At 42.6% G+C, this 22804-nt stretch carries 18 protein-coding genes; 5 read left to right on the top strand and 13 right to left on the bottom strand.

Going from position 1 to position 22804, the window contains the following annotated elements; all coding sequences use genetic code 11:
- Positions 1 to 7: 7 nt before the first annotated feature.
- The gene (locus tag IRQ95_RS00445; RefSeq protein ID WP_194435057.1) at positions 8 to 1645 is read right to left on the bottom strand and encodes a methyl-accepting chemotaxis protein; all 1638 of its coding nucleotides are present in this window, start codon (positions 1643 to 1645) and stop codon (positions 8 to 10) included.
- Positions 1646 to 2206: 561 nt separating this feature from the next.
- On the opposite strand from IRQ95_RS00445, the gene queE reads away from it, so the two are divergent.
- Positions 2207 to 2854, top strand: a complete 648-nt coding sequence (gene queE / locus IRQ95_RS00440; RefSeq protein ID WP_194435056.1) for a 7-carboxy-7-deazaguanine synthase QueE — start codon at positions 2207 to 2209, stop codon at positions 2852 to 2854.
- 12 nt (positions 2855 to 2866) lie between these two features.
- Positions 2867 to 3556, top strand: coding sequence for a 7-cyano-7-deazaguanine synthase QueC (queC, locus tag IRQ95_RS00435; protein ID WP_194435055.1), 690 nt, complete (start codon positions 2867 to 2869; stop codon positions 3554 to 3556).
- Here queC and IRQ95_RS00430 read toward each other — a convergent pair.
- The 4 genes from IRQ95_RS00430 to IRQ95_RS00415 form a co-directional block, all read right to left on the bottom strand.
- Positions 3549 to 5492, bottom strand: a complete 1944-nt coding sequence (locus IRQ95_RS00430) for a GGDEF domain-containing protein (protein WP_194435054.1) — start codon at positions 5490 to 5492, stop codon at positions 3549 to 3551. The two genes, queC and IRQ95_RS00430, sit on opposite strands and share 8 nt — an antisense overlap.
- Positions 5493 to 5683: 191 nt before the next feature.
- A complete protein-coding gene (locus IRQ95_RS00425; protein ID WP_194435053.1) occupies positions 5684 to 6034 on the bottom strand; it encodes a DUF2750 domain-containing protein in 351 nt (116 codons plus the stop codon).
- A gap of 101 nt (positions 6035 to 6135) precedes the next feature.
- Complete coding sequence (locus IRQ95_RS00420; protein WP_431358041.1) at positions 6136 to 6774, bottom strand: OmpA family protein; 639 nt, start codon at positions 6772 to 6774, stop codon at positions 6136 to 6138.
- The gene (locus tag IRQ95_RS00415) at positions 6750 to 8012 is read right to left on the bottom strand and encodes a TolC family outer membrane protein (protein WP_194435448.1); all 1263 of its coding nucleotides are present in this window, start codon (positions 8010 to 8012) and stop codon (positions 6750 to 6752) included. Before IRQ95_RS00415 ends, IRQ95_RS00420 begins: the two co-directional genes overlap by 25 nt.
- A 462-nt stretch (positions 8013 to 8474) precedes the next feature.
- Here IRQ95_RS00415 and IRQ95_RS00410 point away from each other — a divergent pair, with 462 nt between their 5' ends.
- Together IRQ95_RS00410 and IRQ95_RS00405 are read left to right on the top strand one after the other, a co-directional pair.
- Positions 8475 to 11330 (top strand): cadherin-like domain-containing protein, encoded by a 2856-nt coding sequence (locus IRQ95_RS00410; protein WP_194435051.1) that lies wholly within the window; start codon positions 8475 to 8477, stop codon positions 11328 to 11330.
- Between the two features lie 300 nt (positions 11331 to 11630).
- A complete protein-coding gene (locus IRQ95_RS00405; protein WP_348541568.1) occupies positions 11631 to 13802 on the top strand; it encodes an Ig-like domain-containing protein in 2172 nt (723 codons plus the stop codon).
- 90 nt (positions 13803 to 13892) lie between these two features.
- On the opposite strand, the gene IRQ95_RS00400 is transcribed toward IRQ95_RS00405, so the two are convergent.
- Together IRQ95_RS00400 and IRQ95_RS00395 are read right to left on the bottom strand one after the other, a co-directional pair.
- The gene (locus IRQ95_RS00400) at positions 13893 to 15086 is read right to left on the bottom strand and encodes a class I SAM-dependent methyltransferase (RefSeq protein WP_194435050.1); all 1194 of its coding nucleotides are present in this window, start codon (positions 15084 to 15086) and stop codon (positions 13893 to 13895) included.
- A 132-nt stretch (positions 15087 to 15218) separates the two neighbouring features.
- On the bottom strand, positions 15219 to 16622 hold the full coding sequence (locus IRQ95_RS00395) for a methyl-accepting chemotaxis protein (protein WP_194435049.1): 1404 nt from the start codon (positions 16620 to 16622) through the stop codon (positions 15219 to 15221).
- A gap of 88 nt (positions 16623 to 16710) precedes the next feature.
- Between IRQ95_RS00395 and yccX the strand changes: the two genes are divergently transcribed.
- The gene (gene yccX, locus IRQ95_RS00390) at positions 16711 to 16983 is read left to right on the top strand and encodes an acylphosphatase (RefSeq protein WP_194435048.1); all 273 of its coding nucleotides are present in this window, start codon (positions 16711 to 16713) and stop codon (positions 16981 to 16983) included.
- Between the two features lie 28 nt (positions 16984 to 17011).
- Here the strand turns inward: yccX and IRQ95_RS00385 are convergent, their stop codons facing one another.
- From IRQ95_RS00385 to IRQ95_RS00360, 6 genes are all read right to left on the bottom strand, one after another.
- The gene (locus IRQ95_RS00385; protein WP_194435047.1) at positions 17012 to 17341 is read right to left on the bottom strand and encodes a TusE/DsrC/DsvC family sulfur relay protein; all 330 of its coding nucleotides are present in this window, start codon (positions 17339 to 17341) and stop codon (positions 17012 to 17014) included.
- Between the two features lie 113 nt (positions 17342 to 17454).
- On the bottom strand, positions 17455 to 18123 hold the full coding sequence (locus IRQ95_RS00380) for a Bax inhibitor-1/YccA family protein (RefSeq protein WP_194435046.1): 669 nt from the start codon (positions 18121 to 18123) through the stop codon (positions 17455 to 17457).
- Between the two features lie 277 nt (positions 18124 to 18400).
- The gene (locus tag IRQ95_RS00375) at positions 18401 to 19150 is read right to left on the bottom strand and encodes an amino acid ABC transporter ATP-binding protein (RefSeq protein WP_194435045.1); all 750 of its coding nucleotides are present in this window, start codon (positions 19148 to 19150) and stop codon (positions 18401 to 18403) included.
- A gap of 22 nt (positions 19151 to 19172) precedes the next feature.
- Entirely contained in the window at positions 19173 to 20270 is a 1098-nt protein-coding gene (locus IRQ95_RS00370; protein ID WP_194435044.1) for an amino acid ABC transporter permease, read from the bottom strand.
- A 1-nt stretch (position 20271) separates the two neighbouring features.
- Positions 20272 to 21468: an amino acid ABC transporter permease gene (locus IRQ95_RS00365; RefSeq protein WP_194435043.1), complete on the bottom strand. Its 1197-nt coding sequence runs from the start codon at positions 21466 to 21468 to the stop codon at positions 20272 to 20274.
- 82 nt (positions 21469 to 21550) lie between these two features.
- Positions 21551 to 22717: a transporter substrate-binding domain-containing protein gene (locus IRQ95_RS00360; RefSeq protein WP_431358040.1), complete on the bottom strand. Its 1167-nt coding sequence runs from the start codon at positions 22715 to 22717 to the stop codon at positions 21551 to 21553.
- Between the last annotated feature and the right edge of the window lie 87 nt (positions 22718 to 22804).

Genomic DNA, 22804 nt, shown 5'->3' with positions numbered 1-22804 from the left:
AGTTAAATTAGCATTTGAACTGTGAGACCAATCTATCAAGTTGATCGCATTGTTGATTCAAGCCTTGGATGCTGTGCTCTGCACGTTGAACACTTTCCACGACTTCAGCACTGTTGCTTGCGATACGGACAATGTTTTCTGATACTTCTTCACTGACCGTATTTTGTTGAACAGCTGCGGAAGCAATATGGGTGTTCATATCACTCATACTTGATATCGCGTTAAGGATAGATTGTAACGATTGACTCGCTTGACCTGCTGATTCGATAGTGCTCTCGCTACTATTGCGGCTTGAGTTCATTACTTCTACGGCCTGTTCTGCACCTTGTTGAAGTTTTTCAATCATGGCTTGAATTTCGCCAGTGCTTTGTTGTGTGCGGCTTGCTAACGAGCGAACTTCATCAGCAACCACGGCGAATCCGCGGCCTTGTTCGCCGGCGCGCGCAGCTTCAATCGCGGCATTGAGTGCGAGTAGGTTAGTTTGTTCTGCAATACCCTTGATCACATCAAGTACAGAAGCGATGTTACCAACATCAGAAGATAGGTGATTGATCACCCCGCTTGCTTCGTCGATTTCAGAGGCCAACGTGCGGATTGAATTAACTGTTTGGTCAAGTACGCGGTTAGTATTTTGTACTTCAACATCAGCACTTTGGCTTGCTTGTGCTGCATCACGAGCATTATCGCTAACAACGTGACTGGTGGCTTGCATCTCGCTTACCGCTGTTGAGACTAATTCACTTTCTTGACGTTGCTGATTCGTTTGATCTGCAATAGCGTTAGAAATAGCGACCAGGCTCGAAAGCTCGTTTTTAACCGAACTATTGGTTGAGACGACTTGCTGGATAGTAGAGCGAATCTTATCTACAAATTGGTTAAAGCTTTCTGCAAGCTTACCGATTTCATCGTTTGAGTTCGATGAAATGGTTTTATTTAGGTCACCGTCGCCAGATGCGATGTCTTCCATTGCTTTTTGGATATTAATAAGAGGTTTTACTATTGAGTTGATTAAAACCCAGCAGGTGAGTAAAGAAAGAATAACAACGATGACCGTACCAATTTGCAGGGCTACCTCTGCCGTTTTAGCCGCGCTAATAATTTCATCTTGCAGTGAGTTTCGTTTCGCTTCGATTTGGTCTTTAACAACATTAAGTTGCTCACGAACAGCGACAAACTGATCTTCAAATTTTTGCGCATTTGCTACATAAAGGCTTGACCACTGCGCCTGAGGGGCTGCGAGCATGGTTTCGTAGCTTTGCAGCCACTGGTTCGCTATTTCATCAAGCAATTCGATGTCTTTTGATAAAGAGGCCGGTAATACACCCTCGTCGACAACCAACTGAGCAGAATTCATTCGAGGAATAGCTTTGTAAGCATTGTCTTTATATTCGAAGTGGTTAAAGTCTATCGCTTCTTGTGTATCTGCTAATGCGATGCCTTGAACGGCTGATGTCGCTTGATAAAGGTCGCGATAAGCGTCCTCAATATTAAACATAGTAGGGACAACAACTTGGTTAAGTTGATAAGTAAGCTCTCCCTGCTGTTTGGATGTTACAATATTGATAATCGAACTTGTCGCAAAAAGCGCGATAATCGCGATAAGTGGGAAAGTGATTTTCTGTTTCACGGATAAATTTCGCAGCATCTTATGTTCCTATTAGATGTGAGTATGTATACGTTTAATGTCTCTGTTTATCTAGATAAACAAAGATGAATTGTTTATTTGTCGGCCAATAATTTTAAATCTTGATTGAAATTAGAGAGCTTTGCGTCGCAAATTTAGGCGAAGAGCAATTTGAATGTTATTTATCCGACTTAAAAAATAAAATTATAGTGTGATTGAGCTTATTTCTACTTACATCATACTTATAATTTCATTAGTAGTTAAAAAGAACCAATTTCATATCCAAAATAATTAGTTCTTAACGCTATGATTGCATAGTAACGTTTTTAATGTGCTTGATGTTGTAGGAAAATGGAGTTTGTGCGCAAATTATTTTTATCGTAACAATTAACTAAGTGGTTCAATGGTCTTTTGATTGCTATGGGTCGCAAAGAATGAGGAGCTGTATTGACAGTCTGTAACACGTTACTTCTCTAGGAAACACGTTCAGATTGACCTTGGCAGTTCGCTCTTATAAGGTGTGGGCCGAAAAATGATCATTGTTCGTAACGACGGGTTGTAGTTTTGTATAAATTGAATGAAATGTTTGAGACCATCCAAGGTGAAGGCAGTTTCACGGGTGTTCCGTCGGTGTTTATTCGCCTGCAGTTGTGCAGAGTTGGGTGTGCATGGTGTGATACCAAGCAAACTTGGCAGGTCAACCTAAACGATCAAACGGATGTTTCACAGGTTTTATCTAAAGTGGAAGAATCCCCTCAGTGGTGTTCGATTTCAGCACAAGAATTGGTTGAGCTTTATCGACAAAAATATACGGCAAAACATATCGTAATCACAGGTGGCGAACCTTGTGAATACGATTTATTGCCACTGACTCAAGCTTTTGAGGCAATTGGCTGCCAGTGTCAAATAGAGACTAGTGGTACATCGCCGGTATCGGTTACTCCTGATACTTGGGTGACGGTTTCTCCTAAAATCGCCATGAAAGGGCGCTTGCCTGTTCTTTCTAGCGCGCTAGCGCGAGCCAATGAAATCAAGCATCCAGTTGGTACGGTTAAAGACATCGAACAATTGGAAGAGCTTCTTGATGGCGAGGAGTTAAAAACGAATGTCATCATCGCACTACAACCAATTAGCCAAAAACCTCGGGCAACGCAGTTATGTATCGACACTTGCATTGAACGAAACTGGCGTCTTTCTATTCAAACCCACAAATATCTCAATATTGCTTAATTAGGAATGACAATGAAAAAAGCCGTAGTCGTGTTTAGTGGCGGTCAAGATTCAACGACTTGTTTAGTACAAGCATTAAAAGAGTATGATGAAGTTCATGCAATTACTTTTGATTATGGCCAGCGCCATAGACTGGAAATTGAAGTCGCCAGCCAATTGGCGAAAGATTTGGGCGCGGCAGCGCATAAAGTAATGGATGTGACGTTACTGAATGAATTGGCGATCAGTTCTTTAACGCGTGATGATATTCCCGTTTCGCATGAATTGCAGGAGAACGGATTGCCGAATTCTTTTGTTCCTGGTCGTAATATTCTATTCCTGACACTTGCTGGTATTTATGCCTATCAGGTTGGTGCGCAAACTATTATTACTGGTGTGTGTGAGACAGATTTTTCTGGTTACCCAGATTGTCGCGATGAGTTTGTTAAAGCGATGAATGATGCTTTGGTAAAAGGCATGGATAAAAACATCACGATTAAGACACCATTGATGTGGCTGAATAAAGCAGAAACGTGGGCATTAGCCGATCAATATCAGGCTTTGGAGCTGGTGCGAAATCATACCTTAACCTGCTATAACGGTATTATTGGCGATGGTTGTGGCGATTGCCCATCTTGCGAACTACGCAAGATAGGGCTTAATGATTACTTAACCAGTCGCGATGATGTCATGGCTGAATTGGTACGCAAACAATCTAATTGATGTAAATAGGGTCGTTATACGCGTCAATGATTTGATTCTTTCCATTGCGTTTCGCTTGATACATGGCTTGATCAAGAATGGAAAATAGTTCATCGAAGTCATTAAGAGCTTTGGTGGTCGATAAGTAGGCAATCGTTGCCGTTACCTGCGCGGGTTGCTCTTCTTCCGTCTCAATATGTGTATTGCATATTGCTTGGTGGATGAAATTAACCCGCTCTTGCACATCAAGTTCATCGACTTCTTTTAGTAGCAATATAAACTCCTCACCACCAATCCTTCCGATGATATCATTTTTATTGATGCTTTCTTGAAGTACCTCAACGATATGCCTCAGTAGGGTGTCGCCAACTAAGTGACCATGTGAGTCATTGATCGATTTGAATTTATCTAAATCAACTAAAATGACGACACTCTTATATTCTAGATTGTTGCTCGCTGGGTGTTTCTTCATCAAATTGATACATGCTGTGCGAGTGAGTGCGCCACTTAAACCATCTGCAATTAATTCACTGCGTTTTTTACGCATGTAAACTACTTGTCCTAATGACGTGGTAAATAGTAGAAGAATAATCAAACCATAAATGAGTGATTTTTTTTCAACCTGATCAAGTTGTTCATGTAATAAGGTGTTCTTGTTGATTAAGTTGTCATTTTCAATTTCACTGAGATAGTTCTGGCGGGCAACATCTAAAGCAATGAAGGCGTTCTTGCTTTCTTTATCGCGCTTCTTCAGCTCTGAATTCGCATACTGACGATAATATTCTAGAGCACTACTGTAGTTGCCTTGTAATTCAGCAATTTCTGCAAGATGTTTGAGTGAGTTTGATGTTAATCGCTCACTACCTATGGATAGAGCCAGGTTGTATGCTTGCAAGGCAAAATCATTAGCTGCGATGTATTTGTTTTGGCTTTTATGAGAATCCGCTAGGGTAAGATATATTTCACCTCGAATGTGACTATTTCCTTGTTTCGTCGCACTATCAAGTGCATCAAATAAATAAGAGATGCCCTTAGAGTGGTCATTTAAACCAATATAGGATTGACCAATGCCAAGTTGAGCAAAAGTTAGCCCATATTGGTGGTTGTATACCTGAGAGATATCCTTGGATTTGACAAAATGTTCAATCGCTTGTTCATATTGATGCTGCTTGAGTAGTACTTTGCCCATACTATGATGAGTTTGTGCAAGCTTTAATGGGATCTCTGTATTGGCTCGCATATCGAGTGAAGTCTGAAGGTACTCTTTAGATTTCTCAAAGTACCCTAGGTTCGCAAGTAGCAGGCCAGTATCATTGTAAATACCAGATGAATCGATATAACTAGGAATAATATTCAGCAATTCTTCGTAAGTTTCTAAGGCAATTTGATATTTACCGATGAATTCACTGTTGTTGGCGATAACACGTAATGCTTGATATTTAGGCAAAATTGGATTGGTCGCATCTTCAATATGTGTTTTCAAAGATGAACAATAGACTTCCCCTTCATGGAAAGATGATTGACGATTTAAGCCTCGGCATAAATAGTATTCGATTAATATCTTTCCGTCCAAATTGCCTGATTGATCAAACTGATCCAAAAGAAGCGTGTAATTGTTGCGTGCGGTAATAAAATCAAGTTGCTCTTCACTATTCAATGCTTCAATTAAAAGCTGTTCTTGCTTAGCGTAGTTGTCCTCGAATAAGTGCTGATTGCCATGATATGGCTGTCCATTCAACAACATAAAGCCATGGATTTTACTGCTGATGTAAAGCTTTTCTACACTAGGTGGCAAAGCATTATATCTATCACGCAGCAGAGAAAGCGCTCGCTGCTTATTCTTAACAAGTGCGTCTGCATATGCTTCTTCCCATTGCGCAATATCGTTTAATGCGTGCGCTGATAGAGATATTGAGATCGAGCAAGCTGTGAGTAATGTGGTAAAGAAACGTTTCATCGACACGTGTTTTGAAATAAATATTTATTAATTAATAGCTTATGATAAGCGAGGAAGGGAATGGGAACAATGAACTCTGGTTTGATTGATGACAAATGTGAAACTTGTCTCGCTTTGAACTGTATCTAGTTAGTTTGTAAAATAGAAAAACGCCATTACGGCGTTTCTCTATATTATTCACGGAAATGGAATTAAAGGTATAGTTTTGCCAACTCAGATGGCTCCATTTCTTTACCTTCAAGAGTTGCATTCCAGTTGGTACCCACAAGAACACCATCTTCGTCTAGCGTTAGTAACCAATCTTCCACGAAAATGTCTAGAGGGATTTCTAGTACTTGGAAATCAGCCCATTCCTCGACGTTGTGAGTCTCAGCATCTTCCTTAGAAGACCAGAAAGGCATCACTTCACTTTCTTCAAATTCTGTCGAATCACAAGATAGCCAACCCTCGTCATTACGAAGCCCCCAAACAAGTTGGTTCGTTTTGGTTTCTTCGATAAATAGAGCCAAGTTTGCGTCGATATCTGCTGTTAATTTGCTCATGTAGATCTCTCACAGGTATGTTTGACCTAAGGTTAGCACCGGGCGAGTTAGATACCAAACAAAAAAGGAGCTTTCGCTCCTTTTCGCTGTAAATTATTGAGTTATTTCGGTAGTCGCGTAAATATTGTCCATTCTTTTACTACGTCACCTTTGTAACCAACCACATTAGCGATGACTTTTCGATTGCGAGCGTGGCTGAGTTCGTCATCGCCATCATCTTCAAGGAGCGTTTCGCCAAAACCAATGACTTTGACGCGGTTAGGGTCAATGTCGTACGACTCGAGCTCTTGTTCTACAGCCAACGCTCGGCGCTCAGATAAAGCTAAATTGTACTCATCGGCGCCCACTTTGCTCGCGTAGCCTTGAATCTCTATGCCTGTCTCAGGGTACTCTTGTAAGAAATCAGCCATTTGGCGAATCTGAGCTTCAAATATAGGCATTATTTCACTTGAATCGTTGGCAAATAAAATGTGAATGCCTAGCGACTCTGATGATTTGACAATTCTTCCACAGCCTTCGTTGGTGATTTCAGAGCCTTCAGGAGTAGAAGTGCAGAGATCTCGCGCGTTGATTACACCGTCGCTATCTTGATCCATTAAATCAGCAACCTGCTCTGGGGTTGGGGTGGCAAGGTATTCGTATTGGTGGTCACCAAACACACAGCCTGATAAAGCGGCCGTGATGGCTGAAAGGGTCATGATTTTTTTAAACATAATTAGTACTCCACCGTTTGATGCCATTCTTTTGGCGTATCAACGCGCAGTGCGTCTAAAAGCGAACCGGTAGCGTTAAAAACACGATACTTAGCAAATTGCTCATCGTATTTAGCATCAATGTATCCTTTACGCGCTTCAAAGAGTTCGTTCTCTGTATTGAGGACATCAAGCAGTGTACGTTTACCCAATTTATATTGTTTCTGGTAAGCAATTACCGTATCAGATGCCGAGTCTACATGGTCAGAAAGAAACTCTTTTTGCTGTACAGTAAGGTCTAGGGCGCTCCAAGATAAGCGGAGGCCTTCTTCTACAGAGCGGAAGGTACGGTCACGGAAATCTTTCGACTTATTCAACTGATAGGCGGCACTATCGGCCAAGTCGCGATCAGTTCCGCCATTAAATAAGTTGTATCGTAAACGCAGCATTGCGGCAAACTCATCGCTACTGCCTTCAATACCGCCAGCATCGTCGCGCCATGTCTGAGTTGCTTCTACTGAAATAGTTGGATAATAAGTCCCTTTACGCTGTTGAAATTGATAGCGTGCGGAGTCAACATCTACTTGGGCTATTTTAATCACAGGGTGGTTCATGTTCGCTAATTCAAGGCCTTCCTCTAAAGTGAGGGGAAGCGCGTTTTCGTCTGCTCTCGGAAATATCAGACCTTGAGGGGATTGACCTACTAAACGTTTAAATTGGGTGTGGACGTCAAATAAGTTATTTTGCGCAGCGATTAAGTTTCCATGTGCTTTTGCAATACGCGCTTCTACTTGAGACAAATCTGCGGTGGAACCAATACCTGATTCTACACGTCGTTTGATATCGCGATGAATTTCTTTGTGTATCGCTAGGTTGGCTTCCGATAATTGTAAAACTTCAAAAGCTTTCGTTGCGTCTAGATATATTCTCGACACTTCTAAGGCGATATCTGAGGCATCGGCTAAAAGTTGGTAGCGCACTGATTCCGCATCTGCTGCGGTGCGCGACATATCATTGATGGTCGCATTCCCATCCCAAATTAACTGAGTGAGGCTTAACGTCGCTTCTTTACGCGTTAAATCATTTTCAATACCAGAAGCGAGATCAACGGATTCGTGTCCGATACCGGCATCAAGGTCTAATTTTGGTAAATAAGCACCTTCCGAGGCTTCTGACTCATAATACTTACTAACAAATTCATTATACGCAGCTTTAATCTCTGGATTATTTGTAATGGTTAAGGAAACGGCCTGTTCCAAAGTCTGGCTTGATACGTTGAAACTCATACCAATCAATAAAGCTAGTGAGCTAAGCTTTTTCAGTTTCAATTTAATTCTCCTAAGGTGCTCTGCGCGTCATTTTACAAAGAAATCATTCTCATAGATGAGAAGTTTGACACTAATCCTATGCTTTTTACGAAAGTTACAAAAGTTCTAATTTAGTGTTTTGTATTAATTTTTTTGTCTGCTTTTTGCATAATTATTAATAATGAGACATCGCGCGCGCGATTATCATTTAATCTGACTAAAAATCGCTCAAGCTAATGCTTTTCTAATGCCTTCCAGAATAAATCGGCCGATTTTTTATAAAACGAAAATGTAATTGTCTCAAATGTTAAAATTATGCTCAAAAAGGTTATTTTCAAACTTTAGTTGCTAATTTGAGAGTGTTATTTTCGCACTGAAATTTACTATTAGTCGCTTGCTCTTTAGTAACACGTCAGTTCACACACCATTCGAGGCTAGAATATGGAAATCGCAAATCAAAATCCCCCCGTAAGTTTGGTTGGAGGTCAGTCTATTGTTATTGGTGTCGATGGTGTAGTACGACAACTTAAACCTGGTGAAGCTCCTAAGCCTGGCGAATTAATCGTCGCTCGCTCTGAAAGTGACCAAGAAAATTTGGCACCAGTTGAGGTTTCACAAATATCGACGGAAGGTGAATTGTCGAATGTAACAGCGGAAATCGATGACATTTTCAGTGCTATTGAACAAGGTGTAGACCCAACCGCGATCGACCCTGAACTCGCGCCAGCCGCTGGTGGACCTGAGGGTTCTAGCTTAGGGTTATCGGGCACCGTTGCTAGAGATGGTACCGAAATTCAGCCGGAAACCGTGTTTGTGACAGAAGCGAGCAGTTTGCTCAGTTTATCAACAACGCAAAGCCTTGGTTTGTTTAGTGTCTTGTCGTCAGTTGGCGACAATGTTCCACCGTCTACAGTTGTTCCACCTACATCTCCTCCTACAGCCAATGATGATCCTGTTGGTTTCACTCTTACTCAAGGCAATATGGCAGGGAGTGAGTTAGGTTGGGGGGGAGTAAAAGAAATTTCAGCGAGTTTTGATGGACAAGGCGCGAATCCGAAATACGTTATTAATGATCGTCTAGGTGTTGATGGTACGGGCATTGATGGTGGCCCTGATAACCAAATTCAATATGATAGGTCTAGTGGTAAGTCGGAAAATTTAAGTATAAAGTTTGATAAATCCGCGACCGAAGGCCGATTTGCAATTACAAATTTATTTGCGAATGAAGGTGAAGTGTCCGATGACGGTCAGTCGAACAACGAAGCGGGTATTTGGACTGCCTACCTTAATGGAGTTGTTGTGGCTAGCGGCTATTTTGAAGGTGTTCCGGGAGGAGAAAAACAGTTTGTTGATATAGAGACCAATGGTAATGCATTTGATGAAATTGTTTTCTCCGCGACTGAATACAGTCTGGGTGCCCAAGGTGACACCTCGAATGATTCTTCAGATTATTATCTTGCAGGGATAGAAGTCTCTTCTCCGGGTCATTATGCGACAAACTCTGGTATACCGCTGCGAATTTCAATTGATGAAATATTAAGTAATGATTCAGATCCTGAAGGTACCGAACTGACGATTGACCAACTGGTTATTGACCCTTCCCAAGGTAGTGCAGAGATAGTAGGCGACGAGATTATTTTTACTCCTGCTCCAGGTGCTTCAGGGACTATGCAAATTCAATATCGAGTTGTAGATGGTGACGGTGAAACAGATACCGCACTGATCAGCATTTTAGTTAATGAACCTATTCCAACTGTAGATTCTGTGACGAATGCGAGCGCGACCGAAGGCGAAGATCTTGTCTTTACGGTGACTCTCGATAAAGAAACATCCGTCGAGACATTATTCAATGGCGCTTTTTCTTTATTAGGTGATACCTCAGCAGAAGATATCAACCTGGACCAAGTTAGTTATACCAATGGTGTGACTATGGTGTCTGGCGGAATTTTACTGGTGCCCGAAGGCGTGACCAGTTTTGATGTAGTACTTCCTACTCGGATTGATATGAAGCAAGAAGATATCGAGAAGTTAGAATTTACGATTCAAAGTTTCGATTCATCAATAGGTGACGCCGTCACAGCTGAGGGAAGTATACTTGACCGTACAGATGTGATTGATGTTGGTTATGAGTTAGAGCAAGGTGACGCAAATGGAGATGGTCTGGTACCTAAATGGGATGAAGGCAATCTTAAAGCAGAAGTGATTGAAAGTGGACAGATTAGTTTAAATCACCTCACGGGTAAAATTGGCATTTCAGGTGGTCCAGAAGATGGGGGGCCAATCAAGCAGATTCAATACGATCGAGATACAGACCAATCTGAAAAATTGATCGTGAAATTAGATACTCCAGCGACATCGGGTAGTTTTGCTGTGTCAAATCTCTACGCCAACGAAGGTGCCGGTGATAACAACCATGAAGTCGGACGTTGGATTGCTAAACTAAACGGTGAGCCAGTAGCAAGTGGATTTTTTGAAGGGGTAGCGAATGGCGAATCACAGACTTACCATATTTACACTCAAGGTTACGCCTTTGATGAGATTGAGTTTTCGGCAACTGAATATTCGTTGGGACTAAATGGCGGTTCAGGAAATGACTCTTCCGATTATTTCGTTGATGGACTCTTTGTTGAGGCGAGTCATGAATTTTCCGTACAAAAGACGGTTGATGAAAACAAACCTACCGAGCTTGTAATCTCGCAACAACATATATTCAGTCAACTTGGAGTCAATAGTACCGATGGCTATCAACTCAGTGCAGCTAAATTAACAAACCTGTCTTCTGGTGATGTCAATATTGACGATAAAACTGGCGAACTCGTTTTTGTTGCCAAAAATGGTTTTATTGGAAATACCAATGTTGAATTTGAAGTAATAGAACCTAATGGTTCCATTCGATATGGTGTCATAGAAATAGAGGTTACTGAGACATTACCTGAGATCACCACAGAATATATTGTTGAGGAGCAGGCCATATTATCGGCAAGTGATGACATTGACTTGTTTAGTTGGGTTGATCAACCATCAGGTAATGATCGAACGCATCAGGTTGTAGATTTTGAAGTGGGCAAAGATAAACTGGATCTATCTGATTTGTTTGAAGATAACATAACATTAGATGCGATGTTGGCTAAGGTGAGTGCTGACCTTAGTCACGACGAAGCTTCCCTCGAAGTGACGGTCGAAACAGAAAATACCAACCAAGTTAAGATAAATCTGGCAAGTGATGCCGCGAGTGACTTTACTGCATTTACAAAAGAAACACTATTCGATGATGTGCTAATTAATCTTCCTGATTGATATAAATGATTACTTTAAATAAAGAGGCCCTAAACAGGGCCTTTTTTTATTTTGTTTTTTTATAGGAAATGTCTTACTTATGAGATGTAAATTTAGTTGATAATAATCTCGCTCAAAAGATGGTTCATAAGTTTTAGGTGCTAATTAATATCATTAGCCTATAGGGAAGTATCTTTGTTTGCTTTTTGTAAGTTTATATAGTCAAGCGTTTAAACTAAATTTCTTTGGAATAAATCATTACTTTTAGTTTATTCCGGTTTAGTTATGTAAATCTTAAGATGAACATTAAAGGATGATAATGTGAGTAACCCATCGGACACACGTGCAGAAACAGTTAATCCATTTACCACTGTTAATACAAGCTCAGTTAATGCTGGTAATCAACCACCTTTAGCCGTGAATGACCCAACTGAATATCATGTAGTACAAGGCGATATGTCACAAGATGGTACCAACAACAGTATTGGTTGGGACCAAGTTTCACTGAGTGCATCATATGGTGATGATCGTGCGACAGTAGCACCTGACAGGAACGGTATTGGTATCAAACATGGCGCTCCTGCGGCAGGTCCTGAAAATCAGCTCCAGTATGACCGTGAGTCAGGCGTTTCTGAGAAACTGAGTGTTAAGTTTGAAAAAGCCATGACGAGTGGCCAGTTCTCTGTCAATCGTTTATATAGCGAAGAAGGTGAAGGCTTAAACAATGATGAAGTAGGTGTTTGGATTGCTTATTTGGATGGCGTGCCAGTATCAAGTGGTACGTTTGGCGGTGTAGACGGTGGTTCTCAAGCGTTCTTTAACATTGATACAGACGGCAAAGCATTTGATGAAATCGTCTTCAGTGCGACTGAGTACAGCAAAGGTTTGCAAGGTGACACAGAAAAAGACTCGTCTGACTACTTTTTAGCGGGTATTGAAGCATCATCAGATGGTGCATACGCTGTAAACCAAGGTGAAGTGCTACGCGTAGCGATCAGTGAGCTTTTGGCGAATGATAAGGATCTGGATCTAGATACACTTACTATCGTTGGTGTTGATGGTTTGCAAGATGGCTCGGCACGTATTGTGGGTGACTATGTTGAGTTTGATCTCAACGATGATTTCGTAGGTAAAACACAATTTAACTATACGATCTCTGACGGTAACGGTGGCGTTGATACTGGTCTAGTTAATGTGATTGTTAACCCTATCCCAGAGCCAGCGTTAGTTGAATCGATTGCTTTACAAGATTCAGTCGTCACCGAAGGTGAAACGCTAGTTTATTCTGTGACACTAGATAAAGTGACGTTGGATAAGACGGTTTTTGACTTCTCATTCTCACCAGAGAATGGCGCGAGTGCTGCAGATGTTGATTTGTCGAAACTATCGTTCACGCATGGCGTTACTGTTAACGCCCAAGGCCAACTAGTGGTTCCGGAAGGCGTGCCATCATTCGAAGTTTTCTTACCGACTATTGATGATCTTGAAATAGAAAATACTGAAAGCTATCGTCTAACGCTAGGTGGCGAAACTGTAGTGGCAGACATCATTGATAATGATCAGCGTGATTTCGACGTCATTTCAACTGGTGATTATGTTGATACCGTTCATTTCATGCAAGGACATGGAAGCTACTTGTGGTCAGCTTCAGCGGCAGACATCAATCAAACGCAAATTTACCAAGTTGGCGAATATGACCCGAGTGGTATCACGGTAAGTGTTGGCGATGCTGGCGACGATGTGTTCCTTGGTGCCGGTGACGATTACATCGACCTTGGTGAAAGTCATGCAAGGCTTGATGAAAATGCCTATTCAGAAGCAAATCAGCAACGCGCGATCAATGGCATTAACCAATTTATGGCAGGCTCTGATGATGATCAATTGGTCGACTCTGCATGGGGTGAAGACAGTGCATTGAACACATCTTCTGTTAGTAATGCGTACATTGATGTTGCTCACGCAGGTGCCGGTAACGATATCGTATTCGGTCAAGGTGGTGCTGATGCGATCTTCGGTGGTTCGGGTGATGACTCTTTGTTCGGTGGTGAAGGCGTTGACGGCTTGCGCGGTGGTACTGGTAACGATCTATTAGACGGTGGTGCGGGCGATGATATTTTAGTCGGCGGTTTAGGTAACGACATTCTTGTTGGTGGTTTAGGCGCAGATATCTTTAAATGGGTCGATCAGGGTTCTGAGCCCCGCAATGATCAAGACATCATTACTGATTTTACCATTGGCGAAGATGTATTGGACGTTTCTGAATTGCTAGGTAGTGATGCATCAATGCAAGATCTTCTAGATAACATTGTTATCGAGCAGAGTGGTGATAATGATGTAACGGTCACTATCGATAATGGTGCTGATGGTGAGTTGAATATCAACTTGCAAGGTGTTGCAAGTGAGGTTAGCGGCCTTGAAAATGGTGCCCTTAGCGGAGACAGTGCACATGATCTTGTAAATTCTTTGTTTACTAACTTGCCAGACCAATACTAATACGCATTAGTCGATGACTAACAAAAAAGGACCGTAAGGTCCTTTTTTATGGCTTCATGTTTATCGTGTTACTACCTTGCGAATAACTTTTTACAGTACTTTGCAAGCAAAGCCTTTTAAATAGAAACCTTCAGGGTATGCAGTATCGGTAGGGTGGTCTGCTGCTTGCTCAAAACGCTCGACAAATTTCACCTGACGACCCGCGTCAACAGCCGCATCCGCTATGATTTTTTGGAACAGAACTTGATCCATTAGGCCTGAGCATGAGTAAGTTAATAGCGTACCGCCTGGTTTTAGAATCTGCATGGCGAGCATATTGATGTCTTTGTAACCACGACATGCGCCATTAAGTTGTGCTTTGCTATCAGCAAATTTTGGTGGGTCCATTACGACAACATCAAACTGAGTACCTTGATCACGGTACTCACGTAGCAACTTGAATACGTCAGCATTTAGAAATACTGCGCGTTTCTTTGAAATATCAAACTCGTTAAGTTCAGCATTGAATTTAGCAGTATCCAGTGCAGGTTGAGAGACATCAGCATTGATTACACGCTTAGCCCCGCCTTTTAGTGCGTAAAGACCAAAGCCACCTGTGTAAGAGAAACAGTTCAGTACTTCTTTGTTTTTCACATATTTCATGGATTGTTGACGACTATCGCGTTGATCAAGATAGAAACCTGTCTTGTGACCGCCAACGATATCCACACTGATTTTTACGCCGTTCTCTTCAATAACAACCGATTTAGGTGGCAGCTCGCCGTGAAGTACACCAGTTGTCTCTTCTAAACCTTCTTTTTTACGTACCGCCACATCTGAGCGTTCGTAAACGTTGGCATTCGGGAACACTTCGATCAGTGCATCAACCAAGTTTTGTTTTTGGTATTCAGCGCCTGCGCTTAGCAATTGGCATACGAGGAAATCTTGGTATTTATCGATAGTAATGCCAGGAAGGCCATCAGATTCTGCTGCGATTAGGCGGTAACCGGTTAGTCCGTCGCGCTCAATCACATCTTCACGAAGTAGTTGTGCGTCTTGGATGCGTTTGACGAAAAACGCTTTGTTGATGTCTTGTTTCTCAAAGCTCCAAACACGTGCACGGATTTGCGAGTTCGGTGAATAGGCAGCCTTAGCGAGCCATTGACCATCATTGCTATACACATCCACTGTTTCACCTAGCTGCGGTTCACCCTCTACGCGTTGGATACCGCGAGAGAAGATCCATGGGTGTTTGCGTCGTAGTGATTTATCTCGACCTTTTACTAGGTAAATTGATGGTGTCATTGTGATACTCAAATGATTGTCTTGAAAGGGTGGGTATTGTCAGTGAAGCGCTAGGGAAAAGCAAATAAAAGAGCCGCGATGGCGGCTCTGCTGACTAGTATCTGATAGAGAATGTGTTGAAACTTGTTTTATTTAAGCTTTAAGTCCCATCAACATATCTTCCATAGTGTTGCTTTGGCTGCGAAGTTGCTCTACATGAGTGCGAGTTTCTTCGAGCCTGTTACATACCATATTGGATTGATTACGAATTTCATCGACGCTAGCGGCAATATTATCCGCAACGACACCTTGCTGTTCAGCAGCAGTGGCAATTTGGGTTGAACTATCAGAGATACTTTGGTTACGGGCTGCAAGCTCTCCTATCTCACTGTCTACTTCTGCCATTAAAGTCTGACCTTCGTTGGCGCTGGAGACGGTGGTTTCCATCAACTGCGTGAGTGACTGGCTATTACGTTGCAATGACTCAATCATGGATTGAATTTCGACCGTCGCTTGTTGTGTTCTGCCTGCAAGCGCGCGCACTTCATCTGCGACTACAGCAAACCCGCGACCTTGCTCTCCAGCTCGCGCAGCTTCAATCGCTGCGTTTAGCGCCAAGAGGTTAGTTTGTTCAGATATTCCGTTGATGGCTGCTACTACTTGGTCGATTTGTGCTGCATTCGCGTCCAGTTCCGCAACCGCTTGAGATGCCGATTGGACCTCATTAGATAAATGCGAAATAGAGCTTAACGTATCGCCCACTTTGCTTTGGCCTTGCTGAGCGATATTGCGTGCTTCGTTAGTCTGAGAGCTCGAGTCATGGGCAAGGGTCGCCACTTCGCGGATTGTACACGCCATTTGCTCAGTTGCACTGGCAAGAGAGCTTAGGTGCTCTTGCTGAGAGGCTGATACTTGAGCACTTTCTCGAGTGGCTAGATTAAGTTCTGAACTGATTTGCTGCATTAGCGCGATCGATTCTTGAATCGACATGACTAGATTCTGTTCGCGATCGGCTACCTTATCAATAGTAATTGCGATTTCACTAAACTCATCGCGTACTTTGAAGAAATTCATTCGGGCGGTTAAGTCTCCGCTCGCGAGCGTGTTTAGGGCCTGATTCATGGTGAACATCGCACCACCAATAAAGGTCATAATGTAATAAACCCCAAGTGCAATTAGCGACAAGGTAGCCGCAATTATGATGACTTGAAAGGTAGACAGTGCGGTCCACAAGTTTTGGTCATGGTTTGCGACAAGGCTAAATTGTCCGTTGTTTACGGGCACAGCATCTGGGCCAAAACCGATGCTTATTGTGGAAGAAGAGTTTATTAATGATTGGACATCATTTTGAGAAATATTTCCCGCTTCAATTAAGCTTTTAACTAACAGTAGCTCTTCCTGATATAGGCTGTCAGTCATTGCGCCAGAGGCGTTATTGAGAATGAGCGTTAAAATGACTAGAGCAGAGAAGGGAAGAAAGAAGAGTAAGTAAAACTTCTCTTGAATCGTTAAGTGGATGAGATACTTATCAATCCAACGAAAAGGGATTTGTTTCATAATGTAGTTCCTTAAATATACCCCACTGATTCCACTAGTGGGTAAAGCGGCGGCACTATAACATCGCGTTAGGGCAAGAGGTATATATATGACACATCGATGTATGAAATTTGTGGTAGCGGGCAGAGTTCAGGGGGTAGGCTTTCGGTATCAAACCGCGTACTTCGCTCTGAAAGTCGGAGCGACCGGTTATGCTAAGAACTTATGGGATGGCAATGTTGAAGTGATGGTGTGTGGTAACGAGGCGCAAATCGCGAAGATGCATGAGTATTTGAAAGAAGGGCCACCCAGCTCTAGAGTCGATCAGTTAAGTCGAGAAGAGGTCGATTTTAAGCACTTTAAGGGATTTGATATCCTGTGAAGGCTTCACAGGATATCGAACAGTCAACTTATAAACATTTAGCGGGTTTTGGCAGTCCAGCAAGTTTCGTTGCTTGTTTAGCTGGGCCTTCCTTGAATAGCTTAAACAGGTATTTACTGTTACCTTTTTCTGGGCCGTGTGCTTTTTCCATTGCTTTCACCAGCATTCTTACGGCTGGCGAAGTATTAAATTCTTGATAAAACTCGCGAACAAAGTGCACGACTTCTAGGTGTGCATCTGTAAGTTCAATACCTTCTTGCTCCGCAAGGATTGCAATCATGCCTTCTTCCCATTGAGTATGGTCGAGAAGGTAGCCTTGCGCGTCCGTTTCGATTTGCTTGCCGTTATATTCAAACATCTTAATTATCCAACCGATTAGATTACGATTAGGGTAGCCTAGCTCAGAACTACTCACAATAAAAAAGCCCGAAGGAGAGACTCCATCGGGCTTTTTTTAATCAGATTCGACGATTAGTCGTCGTTCATGATACCTAGAATGCTTAACAAGCTAGTAAATAGGTTAAGGATGTTTAGGTACATTGAGATAGTTGCACTTACGTAGTTGGTTTCTTCACCACGTACAATACGGCTTGTGTCGTATAGGATAAAGCCAGAGAAAACTAGGGCTGACATGCTGCTAATCGCTAGTTGACCCATTGTTGAACCAACAAAGATGTTAATTAGTGCAGCCACGATAACAATGATCAGACCTGCCATTAGGAAATTACGCATGAAAGAGAAGTCTTTCTTGCTGCTAATGGTGTAAGCAGATAGACCTAAGAATACCATGCCCGTCAAGCCTAGAGCTTGCGCAATGATTGATGGACCATTAGCAATTGATGCGTAGTAAGTCAGCATAGGACCAAGAGCACCACCCATTAGAGTCGTGAAGACAAATGTCCAGACAATACCCATTGATGAGTTAATGCTTTTTGGCAGAGCGAAGAAAAGAATACCGATAGCTGCGATTTGCATCACTAGCGCCATGATTGGAGAAATGCCGATAGCCATAGTAAACATGGCAGCGATAGCACTCGTTACAAGTGTCATCGATAGCAAGAAATATGTATTCTTTAGGGTTTTGTTGATCTCAAGTGTATTCGTTGCACTTGTAGAACGAGTAAACATAGGACTGTTCATAGTCTTCCTCATTAGCGTGTTATGCTTATACCTACATTTATGCGGTTGATTGAGTAAAAGATCAAGCCCCATCGAGTAGTTAACAGAATAATAATAGAAATAGTTGCTCAAGTAATTGCGAAGATGTAACACAATTTAACCAAATGTGCATCTGAACCCTTTTTTCCAGTAGCGGTATTGTGATGTGCTACTAATCTGTTGGGTTACTTGACCGAAAAACTGTAACAAAAACAAAAGGGCACGCTATGTGCCCTTAAAGTCGGTCAATTAGTGCTTTTTAGTGATGAAGGATTTGAGCCAGGAAGTTCTGTGTTCGATCCGATTGCGGGTTTTCAAAAAATTCAACTGGATTGTTCTCTTCAATGATTTCACCTGCATCCATAAAGATAACGCGATCGGCCACTTCTTTAGCAAAGCCCATCTCGTGAGTGACACAAAGCATAGTCATACCTTCATCTGCTAGTTCAACCATTACATCTAATACTTCCCTCACCATTTCCGGGTCGAGAGCTGATGTAGGTTCATCAAACAACATCACTTGCGGGTTCATACACAGTGAACGTGCGATAGCCACGCGCTGTTGCTGACCACCAGAAAGCTGTCCTGGATATTTGTCGGCTTGATCAGGGATCTTAACGCGCTCTAGGTACTGCATCGCAATCTTTTCCGCTTCATCTTTCGGCATTTTCTTGACCCAAATAGGTGCTAGGGTACAGTTTTCCAATACAGTTAAATGAGGGAATAAATTAAAGTGTTGGAAACACATTCCTACTTCACGGCGGACTGCTTCAATGTTTTTCAAATCTTCGGTTAGCTCATTACCTGAAACAAAGATGTGACCTTTTTGGTGCTCTTCCAAACGATTGATGCAGCGAATCATGGTTGATTTACCTGAGCCTGAAGGCCCACAAATAACAATTTTTTCGCCTTTTTTGACTTTCAGGTTAATGTTCTTTAGTACGTGAAACTCACCATACCACTTGTTCATGTCGTTAATTTCGATCATGTAATCTTGTTGTTGCGTCATAATACGTCCTTGAATACTAGAATTATCGTTTGTGGCCGGTATGGAGTTTGTTCTCTAGCCATATCGAATAACGCGACATGCCAAAACAAAATACCCAGAACACTAACGCGACAAATACATAACTTTCAGTTGCAAAACCTAACCACTCAGGGTCAGTGTTCGCGGCTTGTCCTATACCTAACACATCGAACATACCGATGATAAGTACCAGACTGGTATCTTTAAATAGACCAATGAAGGTGTTTACGATGGAAGGAATAGTGATCTTTAATGCTTGCGGCAAAATGATCAGTCCCATCTTCTTCCAGTAAGTTAAGCCCAAAGCGTCGGCTGCTTCATATTGACCTTTAGGAATCGCTTGCAAACCGCCGCGAACCACTTCAGCCATATAGGCAGCAGCGAACATCACCACACCGATAAGCGCGCGGATCAATTTGTTGGTTTCAGAACCTTCAGAAAGGAACAGTGGTAGCATTACAGATGCCATAAATAGCACAGTGATCAGTGGAACACCGCGCCATACTTCGATGTAAACGGTACATATGCTGCGAATGATGGGCATTTCTGAACGGCGTCCAAGCGCCAACGCCACACCAATCGGTAAAGAGACCACAATACCAACAAGAGCAATGATCAGAGTAACCAGCAAACCACCCCATTTATGCGTTTCAACCACCTCAAGCCCGAATACTCCGCCATAGAGCAAGCCTGCGGCAATAAATGGGTAAACATTTACGAAGAACAACCAAATCCAAGTACGTTTTGGCGTGCCTTCATAAGCGAGTAAGATAGTGAACAACGCTAATGTTGCATAAAACAGGCGAGGGCGCCACAGCTCAGCTTCTGGGTAGAAGCCGTACATAAACTGCTCCCAACGGACACTGATAAATACCCAACACGCACCTTCTCGGGTACAATCGTTCCGAGTTGTCCCTATCCAATCTGCATTGATGAATGCCCACTCAGCAATAGACCATAAGCCTACCACCATAAAGTAACCAAGAATTAAACTCACGATAGAGTTTAAGGGACCATTGAATAAGTTACGTCGTAACCACCCAACTAGGCCAACGGTATTCGATGGTGGCGGTAAATCTGGCTGAAATTGATGTGTCTTCATATTATCTCTCCACTAACGCCACTTTACGGTTATACAAGTTCATCAGAGCAGAGGTCAGTAGACTTAGTGTCAGATAAACACCCATAGTCATTGCGATGATTTCAATCGCTTGTCCAGTCTGGTTAAGGGTAGTTCCGGCAAACACAGAAACCAAATCAGGGTAACCGATCGCCATTGCTAGCGATGAGTTCTTAGTTAGATTTAAGTATTGGCTGGTGAGTGGAGGAATAATGATTCTAAGTGCTTGCGGAAGAACCACTAGTTTTAGGGTTTTAGAGCGTGGTAAGCCTAGTGACATTGCCGCTTCTGTTTGCCCATGACTGACAGCATTAATACCAGAACGCACGATTTCGGCAATAAATGAAGCCGTGTAGATACTTAGTGCCAACAGTAACGCAGCGAGCTCAGGGATAATACTGATACCACCACGGAAGTTGAAGCCCTTTAATTCAGGGTACTCTGCCGAGATTGGCGAACCCATGATGAAGTACACGATCACTGGCAACACAACAATTAAACCAAACGCAATGCGAAACATAGGGGTTTGCTGACCAGTCAATTTCTGACGGTTATTCGCCCAAATATTAATCACAATAGTCGCGATGATGCCAACAACGAAAGCGCCGACAACCACCATAGAACCTTGTTCCATGACGGGAGCGGGGAAAAACAGTCCCCGTACGTTAACGAAGATTGCCTCGCCTAAACTGATGCTTTCTTTCGGTGAAGGTAGTGCTTGTAGTACGGCGAAATACCAAAAGAAGATTTGTAGCAACAGAGGAATATTACGGAAAATCTCTATATATACTGCGGCTAAACGGCTCACAAGCCAGTTCGATGATAGACGCGCTATACCGATGGCAAAACCAAGCACAGTCGCAACGATAATACCCAAGAAAGATACAAGCGCGGTGTTAAGTAAGCCTACCCAGAAAGTACGGCCGTAAGAGAAGGTTTCATCATATTCAATCAGCGATAGGCCAATCCCAAAGCCTGCTTCTTGATCAAGGAAACCAAATCCAGTGGCGATGCCACGTGAATCTAGATTGGTAAGTGCATTGTTAACAATAGTGTAGACAAAGAAAGCCAGTGCGCTAACAGCGATAATCTGAAAAGCGACTGAGCGAAAAGTGGGATTATAGAGAATGCTAGTTTTAGACGTTGGCGCCTGACTAGCTTCGCTAATAGTAGGTTTCATACTGCAGTAACCTCTAATCCGTCGATTTTAGTAAATGGGCGGAATAATCCGCCCATTTGTTTTATGAAGATATGACTTGAACTTAGCGGATAGGTGGCGCGTATAGGAAGCCACCTTGGTTCCAAAGAGCATTAACACCGCGAGAGATTTCTAGAGGAGAATCTTCGCCAACAGTGCGCTCAAAACTTTCGCCGTAGTTGCCTACTTGTTTGATTACTTGATAACCCCAATCATCTTGAATGCCTAAGCTTTTACCTTTAGGACCGTCGATGCCAAGAATGCGTTTAACATTTGGATCGGTTGATTTGGCCATTTCATCAACGTTCTGAGAATCAATGCCATATTCTTCGGCATTAATCATAGTGTTCAGCGTCCACTTAGCCACGTTGAACCATTTGTCGTCACCTTGACGTACTACAGGGCCTAGCGGCTCTTTCGAGATAATTTCTGGTAGTACGACTGCTGAGCTTGGATCAGCAAGATTTAGACGCAGGGCATAAAGGCCAGATTGGTCGGTGGTAAGCACATCACATCGACCAGAGTCAAAACCACTTGAGGTTTGAGCCGCAGTATCAAATACAACAGGCTTGTAGCTCATACCATTGTTACGGAAGTAGTCCGCTAGGTTAAGTTCAGTTGTTGTACCTGATTGCACACATACTGATGCACCATCAAGCTCTTTCGCGCTTGAAATACCAAGGTCTTTCTTAATCATAAAGCCTTGACCGTCGTAATAGTTTACGCCTACAAAGTTAAGACCTAAGGCGGTATCGCGGTGCAGTGTCCACGTCGTGTTGCGAGAAAGTACGTCAATTTCACCAGATTGCAGTGCTGTGAAACGCTCTTTCGCTGTTAAAGGAACGTATTTAACTTTCGATTTGTCACCCAGTACTGCCGCGGCAAGTGCTTGACAGTATTCTACGTCAATGCCTTCCCATTCACCTTTAGAGTTCGGGTTAGAAAATCCTGGTAGACCAGTACTTACACCACAAGTTAACTGGCCATCTTTAATTACACGATCCAGTGTGCTTTCTGATGAAGTCTGTGCCGAGGCTGCGGCTGGCGCATCTGTTTTTTGAGATAATTGATTTTGTAGTTCGGATATTTTTTTCTCAAGTTCTGCAACTTTTGCCGTGTCTGCCGCAGAGTTTGTGTTGTCACCGCAACCTGCAAGAAGTGCAGCCGTTACGATGCTTGCGCTTAGAAGTGAGAGCTTTTTAACCATCTGTATCCTTCCTATGGAATCCATGTTAAATCAGGTGGGACCTGATGCAACTAATCGAAAAATGTTGTGTTTATTGATATTGTCGACTTTATAAACTGTTCAAGTGTGTCA

Source organism: Vibrio fluminensis (assembly GCF_015278125.1).
GTDB classification, from domain to species: domain Bacteria; phylum Pseudomonadota; class Gammaproteobacteria; order Enterobacterales; family Vibrionaceae; genus Vibrio; species Vibrio fluminensis.
This window is presented reverse-complemented; position numbering and strand designations above follow the sequence as displayed.